This is a genomic window from Streptomyces sp. NPDC058326, from assembly GCF_042879855.1.
Classification (GTDB): domain Bacteria; phylum Actinomycetota; class Actinomycetes; order Streptomycetales; family Streptomycetaceae; genus Streptomyces.
Map to the genome: position 1 here is coordinate 190,703 of NZ_JBHVZO010000013.1, position 14,093 is coordinate 204,795.

Sequence of the window (14,093 nt, forward strand, 5' to 3'; positions counted from 1 at the left end):
AGATCCTCGACGGCGCGGTGAAGACGCTCACGGTCGACGCCGGGTATGCCAGGAGGCGGGCCTGGAGCGCGGGGAGTTCGGCGGGACGGGCTGCCTGGTGTGGCTCCCCGGTGCCGTGGATGGGCCTCGACAGCGGTCATGGCCGGAGCACCGCCACGCCGTAGCGGCCGAGGGTGACCCGGTTGGTGACGACGTTCCCCGTGAGGAGATCGTGGTGAGTGCCGGGTACCTCGACGGTCACCGGCTCGCGGCCGTGGTTGAGCACGAACAGCGCTCCGCCCCGGCGGACGGCCTCGACCTGCTCGGGGAGGCCGTCGAGCACCGGCCGGACCCCTGCGGCGGAGGCGATCCGGGCCAGCAGGTCGCGCAGCGCCTCCGGCTCCGGGAGCGTGGAGACGTACCAGGCCCGGCCCTTGCGCAGGACAGCGGGCAGGCCGTCGAGTTCACCGCCCTTGTACGGCACGGTCTCTTCGGCGGAGCCGTCGGCCTCCAGCTCCTCCGACCACAGGGACGCCGTGAAGCCCTCGCAGGTGACGGTCTCCCCCACGTCCAGCGGCCACCACTCGTGCAGGGTGCGGATGCCGAACAGCTCGCGCAGCCGGTGGTCCATGCCACCGGCGCGGACCCTGTCGTCCTCGTCGGCGACGCCGGTCTGGAAGCCGCAGACGAGGGTGCCGCCCCGGCGGACATGGGCCAGGAGCTGGTCGATCGCCGCGTCGGTGAGGGCATAGAGCTGCGGCACGACGACCACGGAGTACGGCGTCAGGTCGTGCTCGGGGTGGGCGAAGTCGGTGGTGAGGTGCGCCTGCCAGAGGGCTCGGTGCCAGGCGCGCAGGACGTCCGGGTACTCCACCCGGCCGGACAGGCGGCCGTCCTGGGCGCCGGCCCACCAGGCGTGCCAGTCGTGCAGGATCGCGATGTCCGCGGTGATGGTCCGGCCGACCGCCTCGGCGGCGATCCGCTCCAGCTCCGCGCCGAGCTGCTTGACCTCCTGGTACGTCCGGCCCTCCTCCCCGGCATGACTGACCATGCCGGAGTGGAACTTCTCCGCGCCCTGCCGGGACTGCCGCCACTGGAAGTAGCAGACGGCGTCGGCACCCCGGGCCACGGCCTGCAGGGACCAGAGCCGGTTGAGGCCCCGGGGCTTGGGGTGGTTCACGCCCCGCCAGTTGACTGGCCCGGCGGCCTGCTCCATGAGCATCCACGACCCGCGCGCCTGGGAGCGGGTCATGTCCTGGACGAGGGCGCCGCTCTGGGCGCCCAGCGGGTCGCGCGGATCCGGGTAGATGTCGACGGAGACCACGTCCTCCTCCTCGGCCCAGCGCCAGGCGTCCTGCCCCATCCACAGCGGCATGAAGTTGCTGGTGACCGGGATGTCCGGGGTGTGGCGGCGGACGATGTCCCGCTCGGCGACGTAGCACTCCAGGAGCATGTCGGAGGTGAAGCGCCTGAAGTCGAGCACCTGGGTGGGGTTGCGCATGTAGTGGGGCAGGCGGGGCGGCAGGATGCCGTCCCAGGTGTCGTAACCTTGGCTCCAGAAGGCGGTGCCCCAGGCCTCGTTGAGGGCGTCGAGGGTGCCGTACCTCTCTCGCAGCCAGCGACGGAACGCCGTCGCGGCCTCGTCGCCGTAGTCGAAGGTGCAGTACTCGTTGTTGATGTGCCACATCGTCAGCGCCGGATGGCCGGCGTAGCGGGCGGCGAGGTCCTCGGTGATGGCGGCGGCGTAGCGCCGATAGGTGGCGCTGGAGTGCGAGAAGTGCTGCCGGCCGCCCCACCACTCGGTGCGGCCGTCCTCGGTGACGGGCAGGGTGTCCGGGTGCAGTCGGCCCATCCAGGGCGGGGGCGAGGCGGTCGGGGTGGCGAGGACGACGCCGATGCCGTTGGCCTGCATCAGATCCATCAGCGTGTCCAGCCAGCCGAACTCCCGTGCGCCGGGCTCCGGTTCCAGCACCGACCAGGAGAAGACGCCGAGGGTGACCGAGTTGACCCCGGCCGCCTTCATCAGCCGGACGTCCTCGTGCCAGGTCTCCTCGGGCCACTGCTCCGGGTTGTAGTCGCCGCCGAAGAGAAGGCGGCCGCGGGTCGCGTCGCTCAGGCCGGGCATCAGACGGGATCCCCGTACTGCACGCCGCGCCCGTTGGTGCCGAGGTAGACCCGGCCGTACACGCGCGGATCTCCGGTGACGGCCCGGCCGATCCAGCCCCACTGGTGCTGGTCGTCGTTGATCCGCACCCAGCTCCTCGCCTCGTCGTCGGAGCGGTGCACGGCGTTGAAGCCCTCGGTCGCGCCGACCATGTAGATCGCCGGGTAGGTAACGCCCGGGGCGGCCTTGCCGAAGCCCAGGGTGTGCGAGGACCGGCAGCTGCCGACCTTGGTGAAGGTGGCGCCGCTGTCGGTGGAGCGGTACAGCCCGGCCTCCTTCGCGCTGAGCCACAGATCACCGGAGCGCCCCGGTGCCGCGGTCAGCTGGAACTGCTCGTCGCCCGAGGGCAGGCCGGTGGCGGTGGCGGTGAAGGTCAGGCCGCTGTCGGTGCTGGCGTGGACCGTGCCGGCGGTCGTGTCGTAGGCGTAGAAGAGCGTCGGGTCCATGGGGTCGGCGACCAGGACGGCGCCCTTCGGGACGGAGGTGGCCTCGGACCAGGTGGCGCCGTTGTCCGTCGAGCGGTACGCCGGGTTGGCGGTGCCGTTCGAGGACCCGAGGGACCACAGAAGCACACCGCCGTCGGCGTTGGTGACGATCGGGCCGGGCGCGTCCTTGGCGGCGGCCGGCTGTGACGCGAAGGGCGACCAGGTCTGTCCGCCGTCGTTCGACCAGGCGCCGTTGGCGCTCCCGCTCCAGCCGGTGCGCACGACATACGAGGGTCGGGCCGCGGCCTGGGCGAGCCCCGTCGTGGAACCGAACACGGGGTTCGACGCCATTCCGCGCGAGGGGGATGCCGTGAGCGACTCGTGGTACATCACGCCGATGTCGCCGTTGCCGCTGATCAGATGCGCCTCTCCGACCGGCGGCGAGATCAGATGGAGGATCGCGGTCTCCTCCAGGCCGCGGATCTGCGGCGCCCAGCGCCTGAGGTCGCGCGTGCCGTACAGGGTCGCGCCGGTGCCGTAGACGACGTGCCGGGAGTCGAACGGGTCGAGGCCGAGGGCCTGGATCCACCAGCCGAACTTGGGCTTGTCGCCACCCCACTTGAGGTAGGGGGTCTCGGAGACGTCGAGGACGGCCTCGTCCTTCAGGGACGTCCAGGTGCGGCCGCCGTCGGTGGAACGGAAGACGGTGTCGATCTCGGACCAGCGGTTGTTGGTGGACACGACGAGCGTCCCCGGCCGACGGGCGTCGACGGCGACGCCGCCGTAGCCGAAGGCGTCGGTCCCGCCGTCGCTCGTCACCCCGCCGGGCTTCACGGGGGTGACCTCGGTCCACTTCCCGTTCGTTGTCAGCAGCTTGTGCACGCTGCCGTCGGACTGACCGTTGGGGCCGGGGGCGTTGGCATACGTCACGTACAGCTCGCGGGTGAGGCGGGCGTACGCGGCGCGGATCGGCACCCTGGCGGCGGTGCCGGTCGGCTGCCCGGGGACGGGCTCCCAGGTCTTTCCGTCGGACGTGCGGTACAGGTTGGGGCGGTCGGCGGTGCCGTCGGAGTCGCCCCAGCCGGCGTAGACGGTACGGCCCGCGGCAACCAGGAGGGTGATGCCCTGGCCGGTGGCGCTCGTTGTGGCCGGGAAGGCCGCGGGCTGCCAAGTGGCGCCTCGGTCAGTCGACTTGAGCAGACCGTCGTGCCGGGTGCCGAGCCACAGCGTGTCGCAGTTCCGCGGGTCGACCAAGAGCCGTTCACCGCATCCCCGCCCGTCCTCGTTGGCTCCGAGCTTCACGGTGAGGTCCGTGCGCTGCCAGGTGGCACCCCGGTCCTCGGACCGCAGCACGGCCCCGTTGCCGGCCCAAGGCTGCGTGTACGTGCCGAGGGCCAGGTACAGCCGGTTCCGGTGGGTCGGGTCGACAGCCATGGCCTCGACGCCGAGGAGGTTCCAGTCGTCCCAGCCGAGATGGTCGGTCAGCGGGATCCAGCGGTCGGTGCGGTCGTCCCAGCGGTAGGCGCCCCCGATGTCGGTCCTGGCGTAGGCGAGCCCTCGTACCGACGGGTGGAACAGCACCCCGCTGATGAACCCGGTGCCGCCCATGGCGGCGCCGCGCCACCGGTAGCCGCTCTCGGCGACGGCCGAGGGGGCGGCGGCCTGCGCCTGCCCCGAAACCGCGGGCAGGGAGACGACCGCGGCGGCGGCAGCGGAACCGGCGAGAACGGAGCGCCTGCTGAGGTGGAACGTACTCATGACATACCTCGGTCCTGAGACGAAAGGGGAGATTCGAGCTGTGATCAGGGCGCGGGCCATGTCGATGTGCGGCTCCGCGGCATGGGCGCGACCAGAGGGCGTCAGCCCTTGATGGCTCCCGTGAGCATGCCCTTCTTGAAGTGCCGCTGGACGAACGGGGAGGCCACCGCGACCGGGATCAGCGCGAGGACCATGACGGCCATCTGCAGTCCCAGGGAGGAGAGTTGGCCGGTGCGGACCGCCTGCTGGAGGCCGGTCGGCGCCTCGGTGTTCTTCTGGACCAGCTGGATGAGCACGTTCTGCAGCGGCATCATCTGCTGGTCGCTGAGGTAGATGGACGCGTTGAACCAGGCGCTCCAGTACCCGACCGCGTAGAACAGCGAGATGACGGCCAGCACCGCGCGCGACAGCGGCATGATGATGGTCAGCAGGATGCGCGTCTCACTGGCCCCGTCGATGCGGGCGGACTCGGTGAGTTCGGGTGAGATCGCCATGAAGAAGGCCCGCAGGACGAGGATGTTGAAGACGCTGACGGCACTCGGCAGGATCAGCGACAGATAGGTGTCGGTGAGGCCCAGCGACTGCACCAGAAGGTACGTCGGAATGAGGCCGGCCCCGAAGAACATGGTCGCCATGATCGCCATCAGGAAGAACCGATGGCCCAGACTCCCCGGCCGCGACAGGCCGTAGGCCGCCAGCACCGACACCGTCATCGAGAACAGCGTGCCGAAGAGCGTGACACCGACCGAGACCATGATCGCCCGGCTGACCTGGCCTCCGCTGAGCAGTTCCGTGTAGTTGACGAAGGTGATGCCCTGGGGGATCACGACGAGGCCGCCGGCCTGGTCAATCACGGGCTTCGGCGAGAGGCTGGTGACGATCACGATCCACAGCGGACCGAGCACCCCCAGGCAGGAGAGCACGAGGAAACCGCCCTTGGCGGCGAGTCCCGCCTTGCTCGGCGGCTCCTCCCACACAGGGCGGGCGGGAGCCCTGAGGCTACGGATGAGCTGCGTGTTGAGGCTCACTTCTTGTACACCCCCTGCTCGCCCAGCAGGTGCGCGAACTTGTTCGCGCCCAGGACGAGACAGACTCCGATGAGTCCCTTGGCCAGGCCGACCGCGGCCGCGTAGCTGAAGTCGCCGTTCTGGATACCCATGTTCCATACATATGTGTCGAGGACCTCGCTGGCCCCCGCGCCGACCGCGTACCGCTGGAGCAGGAACTGCTCGAATCCGACGCTCAGCGCGTCGCCCACCCTGAGGACGAGGAGCAGGGCGATCACCGGGCGCAGCGCGGGCAGCGTGATGTGCCACATGCGTCGCCAGCGCCCCGCGCCGTCCATGGCGGCGGCCTCGTACAGGTCGGTGCTGACGGCGGACAGCGCCGCGAGGAAGACGATGATCCCCCAGCCGGCGTCCTTCCACACGGCCTGCGCGGTGACCAGATACTTGAAGAGGTCAGCGTCGGTCATCAGGTCGAAGCCGCTCCACCCGTGCTTCTCCAGGGTCTGCGCGATGATGCCCGCGCCGCCGAGGATCTGCTGGAACACGGTGACGACGAGGACCCACGAGAAGAAGTGCGGCAGATACATGATCGCCTGCGCCACGGCCCGGACCCGAGGCCGGATCACGCTGTTGATGACCAGCGCGAGGACGATGGGGACGGGGAAGAACAGCACCAGTTGGAGCACGAACAGGACGATGGTGTTCTTCGTGGCGCTCCAGAACAGCGGGTCGTCGAGCATCCGCGAGAACTGCTCCATGCCCACCCACGGGCTGTGGAAGATCGCCGTGATGCCGTTGCTGGAGACGTACGGGTCGTACTCCTGGAAGGCGACCACGTTGCCGAGCAGCGGGACGTAGTTGAAGAGCAGGAGCAGTGCGATGACGGGCAGCGTCATCAGGACGAGCGCGCGGTCGCGGCGCCACCGGACTCGGAAGGGGACCTTGGCGGCCTTGGCGGCCCTGCCGGCCTTGGCGGCTTTGGGTGCCCTGCGCGGCACGCTCTCCTTCACGGTGGCCGCGGCGACGGCGGCCCTCGGCTCTTCGACGGCCGCGGGGGGTCGCGTCCCGTCGGGCCTGCTCCCGGCCGTGACGGACATCAGTTGCCGCTGCCGTTCTTGTCGAGGAGCTCCTTGTACCAGTCGCGCAACTTGTCGCCGCCGGAGGACTTCCAGGTGGAGATGGCCTGCTGGATGTCGGAGAGCTTCTTGTTGCCGCGCACGAAGTCGATCTCCAGCTGCTCGAACTGGCTGGAGAGGGTGGCGAATCGGGTCGGCTCGACGATGTTCATGCCGTAGGTGGACGTCTTCCTGACGAAGGCGCCCTGCCGCTGCTGCCACTCGACCTGCATGCGGGTGATGTCGGGGAGGTCGGGGTGGGCGGTGTAGGGGGCCGGGGCCGCGAGCAGCACCCAGGCGTTGTTCACCTCCTGGACACCCAGGTCGTTCTTGACCGGGGCGCCGTTCTCGACCGTGTAGTGGGTGCCCTCGACGCCGTAGTCGACGAACATCCGCTCCTTGGTGCCGTAGGGTGCGGCCGCGAAGTTGGCGGCGGCCAGCGCGTTCTCGACCGTCTCCTTCGAGGCGTCCTTGCGGATCATCGACCAGATGCCGGCGGGCTGACCGGCGTACAGCGTCGGGCTGCCCCCGTCGGCGCCGAAGAAGTCCATGCCGGAGATCTCGAAGTCCGGGTTGGACTTGGCCTGTTCGGCGGTCTTGCCGTACCAGGAGGACATGTCGTTGTTGTAGACCAGGATCTGCCCGGAGGTGAACCGCTGGCTCGGGTCGCCCGTGTTCGCCTTGTCGTCGGGATGGACGACGCCCGCGGCGAACAGCTTGCGGACCCACTCCAGATGTTCGAGGTACTCAGGGTGCTCGATGCGGTACGTCAGCTTGCCGTCGTCCCCGATGTTCCAGCCGAGCGACCCGGCAGGGCGGACACCGAAGATGCCTGCCGCCGACCACCTCATGTCGCCGCAGGCCCACACCTTGGCCTTGGCGCTGGTGGCCTCCTTGGCCCAGCTGAGGAACTCGTCGGCCGACGTGGGAACGGTGTAGCCCTTCTTGTCGAAGACGTCCTTGCGGTAGAAGGGCACGATGTTGGGCACGGCGGCAGCGGGCATCGGGATACCGCGCAGCGCGCCACCGAAGATGCTCATGCGCCAGGAGTCGGACGGGATCGCGGCCAGGTTCGGGTACTTCTTGACCTTGTCGCCCGCCAGGTAGGGGCCGAGATCCATGAACTTCGCGGTGACCGCGTTCGAGATCTTGCCGACCAGTTCCCAGCTCGGCACGACCACCATGTCGGGTATGGAGCTTGAGGCGAGAACGGCACCGAGCTTCTCGCCGTAGGTGTTGCCGTCCTGGTTCTGCCAGGTGATCTTCGTGCCCGCCGCGGCGTCGAGCGCCGTGTAGTACGCGCACCCGGGCTTGGGCGGGGTGCCCCAGAGCGGGGCCATGATCTCGATGGGAGCGCCGGTGCCGAGCCTCGTCGGGACCGAGGAGGCGAGGGTCGCGAGGTCGACCTTGCTGGTGTACCCCGCTGACGAGCCGTTCTTCGACGGAATGTCCGGCTTGGCGACCGTGCTGGCGACATAGGTCGGGAGCAGCTTGTCCGCGGCCTTGCCCGACGTGGCGCCCTCGCGCGACCCGCCGCTCCCCGAATCGCTGCAGGCGGTGAGGAGCGGCATTCCCCCGGCCACCGCTGCGGTGGCGACCGCCGTGGAGGCGAGGAAGCTTCTCCGGCTCAGTCCGGAGGAGGCGGCATTCGGCGTCATTGCGTCAACCCTTCGTGGCGCACCTGGACACCCGGCGGTGGGCCGTCGGCTGCGGTGTCGTGACTGGAACTGGCTGAGCTGAAAGCGGACATCCGACCACTGCGACGCGACGCGAAGTCGAAGCGCTTCGATGTTGCAGTGAGGTTAAGTGAACACCCAGAGGCACACAAGGGTCGCTTCCAAGATTCCTCCGAGAGGCAGGAGGCGACTCTTGTCCGCTCTCTGTACACCCTGCTTGATGCGATGGTGCCGCTCTCTTGACACTCACCCTGGGACCTGATGAGCATCGAAGCGCTTCAAGCGAACTCGCCGCTCCACCTCAAGGGGAACCCACGTGTCCGCACACACACCGCACACATCACTGCCCTTCCGCGATCAGCAGCTGTCTTTCGCGAAGCGCGTAGACGACCTCCTGTCGCGGCTCACCCTCGACGAGAAGATCGGCTTCCTGCACCAGTTCGCGCCCGCCGTGGAGCGGCTCGGCGTCGCCGCGTTCCGCACCGGCCAGGAGGCCCTGCACGGCGTGGCCTGGATGGGGCCGGCCACCGTCTTCCCGCAGGCGGTGGGCCTGGGCGCGACCTGGAACACGGATCTCGTACGACGGGTCGGCGAGGCGGTGTCCAAGGAGGTCCGCGCGATGCGCGTCCGCGACGACCGCGTGGGCCTGAACGTCTGGTCCCCGACCGTGAACCTGCTCCGCCACCCTCTGTGGGGCCGCAACGAGGAGGGCTACTCGGAGGACCCGAAGCTCACCTCGGCCATCGCCACCGCCTACACGCACGGCCTGCGCGGCGATCACCCGACGTACTGGCGCACCGCACCCGTCCTCAAGCACTGGCTGGCCCACAACAACGAGACGGGCCGCGACGTCACATCCTCCTCGGTCCGCCCGCGCGTCCTGCACGAATACGACCTGCGCGCCTTCCGCGAGACGGTCGAGGCGGGCGCCGTGGCCGGGGTGATGCCGGCGTACAACCTGGTCAACGGCCGCCCGAACCACGTCTCGCCCTATCTGCGCGAGCATCTGCGCACCTGGACCGACGAGGATCTCCTTGTCTGCTCGGACGCGGGCGCGCCCTCCAACCTGGTCGACTCCGAGCACTACTTCGACACCCACGAGCAGGCGACGGCCGCCGCGCTGCTGGCCGGCGTCGACAGCTTCACCGACCACGGCGCCGACAGCTCGAAGATCACCGCACGGGTCCGCGGCGCCCTGGAGCAGGGCCTGCTGACCGAGTCGGACGTCGACGCGGCGGTCCGCCGCCACCTCTCGGTCCGTTTCCGGCTCGGCGAGTTCGACCCGGAGTACGACCCGCACGCGCTCACCACGGCCTTCGACACCCCGGAGCACCGGGCCCTCGCGCAAGAGGCGGCCGAGCAGGCGGTCGTGCTGCTCAAGAACAGCGGTGGCCTGCTGCCGCTCGCGCCCGGCACCCGGCTGGCGGTGGTCGGCCTGCTCGCCGACGAGTGCAAGCTCGACTGGTACAGCGGCACGCTCCTGCGCCGCTGCACTCCGCTGGCGGGTCTGTCCGAGCGATTCGGATCGGAGCGCGTGCGGTTCGCGGAGGGCGTGGACCGGATCCTGCTGAAGACCTCGGCCGGAGCCTTCCTGCACGTCCCGGAGGCGGACGCCGACGACGAGGTGCGCGGTGCCGAAGGCGCCCTCGACCCGGCCCTGCTCGCGGGCCGGACGGACCTGCCCCCGCTCACCGCCGAGGCGACCGGCACCGAGCTCTCCCTCATCGACTGGGGCGAGGGCGTGCTGACCCTGCGCGCCCCCGACGGCCGGTATCTCTCCGTCGCCGAGGACGGATATGTCCGAGCCTCCGCCGACCAGCCCGGAGGCTGGTTCGTCCAGGAGACGTTCCGCCTGGAACCGCACGAGAACGGCCACCTCCTTCGGCACATCGGTACGGGTCGCCCCCTCTCTGTCGCCGCCGACGGCCTGAAGGTTGCCGACGGGAACGGGGAGATCTTCGAGGTCGTCGTCGTCGAGAGCGGCGAGGACGCGGTGAGCAGGGTCGCCTCGCAGGCTGACGCGGTGGTGGTGGTCGCGGGCAACGATCCGCACATCAACGGACGCGAGACCGAGGACCGTACGACCCTGGCCCTCCCCGCCCACCAGGAACGCCTCCTGCGCGCGGCCCGCACGGCCAACCCGAACACGGTGCTGGCGCTGGTCTCGGCGTACCCGTACGCGGTCGATCACGCGGAGGTGCCGGCGCTGCTGTGGACGGCCCACGGCGGCCAGGCCGCCGGCAGCGCCCTGGCCCGGATCCTGGCGGGCGACGTCTCCCCCGCCGGCCGCCTCCCGCAGACCTGGTACGCAGACGACTCCGACCTGCCCGGTCTCCTCGACTACGACGTGATCGGCGGCCGCCAGACGTACCTCTACTTCGAGGGCACGCCCCTCTTCTCGTTCGGCCACGGCCTGTCGTACGCGTCCTTCTCCTACGAAGGCCTCACGACTCGCGTCGAGGACGGGACATTGCATGCGTCCTTCACGGTCGCCAACACCGGCGATGTCATCGCGGACGAGGTCGCCCAGCTCTACACCCGGGCCGTGGAGCCGTCCGTGCCACGCCCCCGCAGGGAACTGGCCGCGCACCGGCGTGTGACGCTCGCGCCCGGGGAGGTCACGGAGATCGCCTTCCGGGTGCCGATGTCGGCCTTCGCGTTCTGGGACGTCGCGCAGGGACGTCACCGGGTGGCACCGGGCCTCTACGAGATCCTCGTCGGCACATCCAGCGAGGACATCCGCCTGGCCCGGACCGTCGGCCTGGACGGCGAGCCGTCCGTCCCCCGGCCGGTCATGGTGGGCGGCCTGGACGCGGTGGACTTCGACGATCAGAGCGACACGGAGATCGTGGACCGGGCGAAGACATCGGGTGACTCCGTCACCCCCGTGAGCGGGCTGAGGGGCGAGCTGGTGTTCCGTGACTGTGACTTCGGAGAAGGGGCCGCGGAGATCACGGTGGAGGCCGCGGGCGAGGGCACGGTCGAACTCTCGCTGGGTGACGGTCCGGTGCTGGCGGTGCTCACGCTTTCCCCGGTTACGGCCGGCCCCTATGACTACGCCACGGTGAGCGCTCCCGTCGTCGTTGCGGCCGGTGTGCACGACGTCCGCCTCGGACTGCGTGGCCCGGTGCGACTCGCGCGCGTCGACTTCGCCGTCTGAGCTCCCCCCCTCGGCCCCAGCTGCCCGCGCCGTGGCGGCGGGTGGCGCCGACGGGCCGGCGCCCGAACCAGTCGCGGTGGTGTCGCTGCTCGGCAGCCGACTCCGGGGGTCGACTCATGGCAGGAGACGTCCCGACAGGGGATCGAAGCGCTCCACCTACAGGGAAGGCAGCGAGGAGCTTCTGACAAGGCAAGGGGGGCTACGGCAATGGAAGCCTGTTTCTTGCCAGGCATTGACATCACATCTTAGGTGCTGGCAGCGTCGAAGCGCTTCACCAATCGGTGTCTCTCAGCTCGTGAGGTGCACCGAGAACGGCTCGACCCACGACGACTCCCTCGCGCCCGACGGCCTGGTCCACGACCCGGACCGGATCGCGTGCCCGGCCGACCACCTCGTCGCCGCCGCGGATGCCGTCGCGGCCGGGGTGGACGCTTACCCGAACGCCCAAGGACCACTACCCCTGGTACCGGGGCCTGATCACCGCGCACCGCGCGCGGACGGAGGAAACCACCCGATGAAGTTCACCGACGGCTACTGGCTGATGCGTCCCGGAGTGACCGCGCACTACGCCACCGAGGTCGCGGACGTCCGGGCCGACGAGCACCGGGTAACCCTCTACGCGCCGGTGAAGCACGTGCGCGGCCGCGGCGGCATGCTCAACAGCGCGCTGCTGACGGTCGAGTGCTGGTCGCCGGCCGAGGGCGTGATCGGGGTGCGTGCCACCCACCACGCCGGCTCGGTGCGCCGGGGGCCGGAGTTCGCACTGCCCGGCGCACAACCGGATGTGGGCAAGGTGTACCGGGACGGCGCGGTCGTCGAGCTCAGCGCCGGTGACCTGACATTGCGGGTGGACACGTCCGAGCCGTGGCGCCTGGAGTTCTGCGCCGGGGGCCGGGTGCTGACCTCCGTGGGCGAGCGCGGCATCGGCTTCGTCACCGACGCCGCCGACCGTCACCACATGCTGGGCCAACTCGCCCTGGGCGTGGGCGAGCTGGTGTACGGGCTCGGTGAGCGTTTCACCCCGTTCGTCAAGAACGGGCAGTCCGTGGACATCTGGCAGGCGGACGGCGGCACCAGCAGCGAGCAGGCGTACAAGAACGTCCCCTTCCACCTGACCAACCGCGGCTACGGGGTCTTCGTCAACCATCCCGGCAAGGTGAGTTACGAGGTCGGCTCCGAGGCGGTCGGCCAGGTCCAGTTCAGTGTCGAGGACCAGTCGCTGGAGTTCTTCGTCGTCCACGGCCCGACCCCGAAACAGGTCCTGGAGCGTTACACCGCCCTCTCCGGCCGCCCCGCGCTGCCGCCGGCCTGGGCACTCGGCCTGTGGCTGACCACCTCCTTCACCACCGACTACGACGAGGCCACCGTCAACCGCTTCGTGGGCGGCATGGCCGAACGCGGCATCCCGCTCAGCGTGTTCCACTTCGACTGCTTCTGGATGCGCGGCTACCAGTGGTGCGACTTCGACTGGGACCCCGACACCTTCCCCGACCCGGCCGGCATGCTCACCCGCCTCAAGGAGCAGGGGCTGCGGATCTCCGCCTGGATCAACCCCTACATCGCGCAGAAGTCGGCGCTGTTCGAGGAGGGCATGCGCGAGGGCCACCTGGTGCGGCGCCCGGACGGCAGCGTGTGGCAGTGGGACCTGTGGCAGCCCGGCATGGCCCTGGTCGACTTCACCAACCCCGCCGCCCGCGACTGGTACACCGACAAGCTCCGCACCCTCCTCGACACGGGCGTCGACTGCTTCAAGACCGACTTCGGCGAGCGCATCCCCACCGACGTGGTCTGGCACGACGGCTCCGACCCCGAGCGGATGCACAACTACTACACCCACCTCTACAACGAGGCCGTCTTCGAGCTGCTGCGCGAGGTGCACGGCGAGGGCGAGGCGCTGCTCTTCGCCCGCTCGGCGACCGCCGGCGGTCAGCAGTTTCCCGTCCACTGGGGCGGCGACTGCGAGTCCCACTTCAACGCCATGGCCGAGTCGCTGCGCGGCGGACTCTCCCTCGGCCTGTCCGGCTTCGGCTTCTGGAGCCACGACATCGGCGGATTCGAGGGCACCCCGACCCCCACCGTGTTCAAGCGCTGGGTGCAGTTCGGGCTGCTCTCCTCGCACAGCCGCCTGCACGGCAGCAAGTCCTACCGCGTCCCGTGGGACTACGGCGAGGAGGCCGTCGACGTCACCCGCGCGTTCACCCTGCTCAAGCACCGCCTCGCCCCCTACCTCCAGCGCGCCGCGCAGCAGGCGCACGCCACCGGCGTCCCGGTGATGCGCGCCATGGTGCTGGAGTTCCCCGACGACCCGGCCGCCGCCACGCTCGACCGGCAGTACCTCCTCGGCGACGACCTCCTCGTCGCCCCGGTCTTCACCGACGACGGCACGGTCGACTACTACGTGCCCGAGGGGACGTGGACCAACGTCCTGACCGGCGTCCAGGTCACCGGCCCCCGATGGGTGCGCGAGCAGCACGGCTTCCACACTCTGCCGCTGCTCGCCCGCCCCGACTCCGTCATCCCGCTCGCCGCGGACGACCAGCGCCCGGTCTCCGCCTGGGCGGACGGCGTCGAACTACGGGTCCACGCCTTCACCGACGGCGCCGAGCGCACCCTCGTGATCCCCAGCACCGACGGCCCCGGCGAGACCGCCCGCTTCCACCTGCGCCGCCAGGGCGACCGCCTCCACGTGACCACCGACAGCCCGCACCCGTGGCAGCTGCGGATCGGCAGCCCGAACGCGACGTTGCACACCCGGCCGGCCGGCACCTCGGAGGCCGACCTGCCGTACCCGGCCTGAACCCGGCGGTCG

The 14,093-nt window shown here is 70.1% G+C and carries 7 protein-coding genes; 2 read left to right on the forward strand and 5 right to left on the reverse strand.

Annotated features, from left to right (window positions below; genetic code table 11):
* Positions 1-136: 136 nt before the first annotated feature.
* From ACFVYX_RS23855 to ACFVYX_RS23875, 5 genes are all read right to left on the reverse strand, one after another.
* On the reverse strand, positions 137-2,104 hold the full coding sequence (locus ACFVYX_RS23855; protein ID WP_389683465.1) for a beta-galactosidase: 1,968 nt from the start codon (positions 2,102-2,104) through the stop codon (positions 137-139).
* Positions 2,104-4,326, reverse strand: a complete 2,223-nt coding sequence (locus tag ACFVYX_RS23860; RefSeq protein ID WP_389683466.1) for a 1,4-beta-glucanase — start codon at positions 4,324-4,326, stop codon at positions 2,104-2,106. The genes ACFVYX_RS23855 and ACFVYX_RS23860 overlap by 1 nt, the downstream gene beginning before the upstream one ends.
* A 101-nt stretch (positions 4,327-4,427) precedes the next feature.
* Positions 4,428-5,354 (reverse strand): carbohydrate ABC transporter permease, encoded by a 927-nt coding sequence (locus ACFVYX_RS23865; RefSeq protein ID WP_389683467.1) that lies wholly within the window; start codon positions 5,352-5,354, stop codon positions 4,428-4,430.
* Positions 5,351-6,430 (reverse strand): ABC transporter permease, encoded by a 1,080-nt coding sequence (locus tag ACFVYX_RS23870; protein ID WP_389683468.1) that lies wholly within the window; start codon positions 6,428-6,430, stop codon positions 5,351-5,353. Before ACFVYX_RS23870 ends, ACFVYX_RS23865 begins: the two co-directional genes overlap by 4 nt.
* Complete coding sequence (locus ACFVYX_RS23875) at positions 6,430-8,106, reverse strand: extracellular solute-binding protein (RefSeq protein WP_389683469.1); 1,677 nt, start codon at positions 8,104-8,106, stop codon at positions 6,430-6,432. Before ACFVYX_RS23875 ends, ACFVYX_RS23870 begins: the two co-directional genes overlap by 1 nt.
* Before the next feature lie 334 nt (positions 8,107-8,440).
* On the opposite strand from ACFVYX_RS23875, the gene ACFVYX_RS23880 reads away from it, so the two are divergent.
* A complete protein-coding gene (locus ACFVYX_RS23880; protein WP_389683471.1) occupies positions 8,441-11,284 on the forward strand; it encodes a glycoside hydrolase family 3 C-terminal domain-containing protein in 2,844 nt (947 codons plus the stop codon).
* Between the two features lie 514 nt (positions 11,285-11,798).
* Positions 11,799-14,081: an alpha-xylosidase gene (gene yicI / locus ACFVYX_RS23885; protein ID WP_389683521.1), complete on the forward strand. Its 2,283-nt coding sequence runs from the start codon at positions 11,799-11,801 to the stop codon at positions 14,079-14,081.
* Positions 14,082-14,093 lie beyond the last annotated feature (12 nt).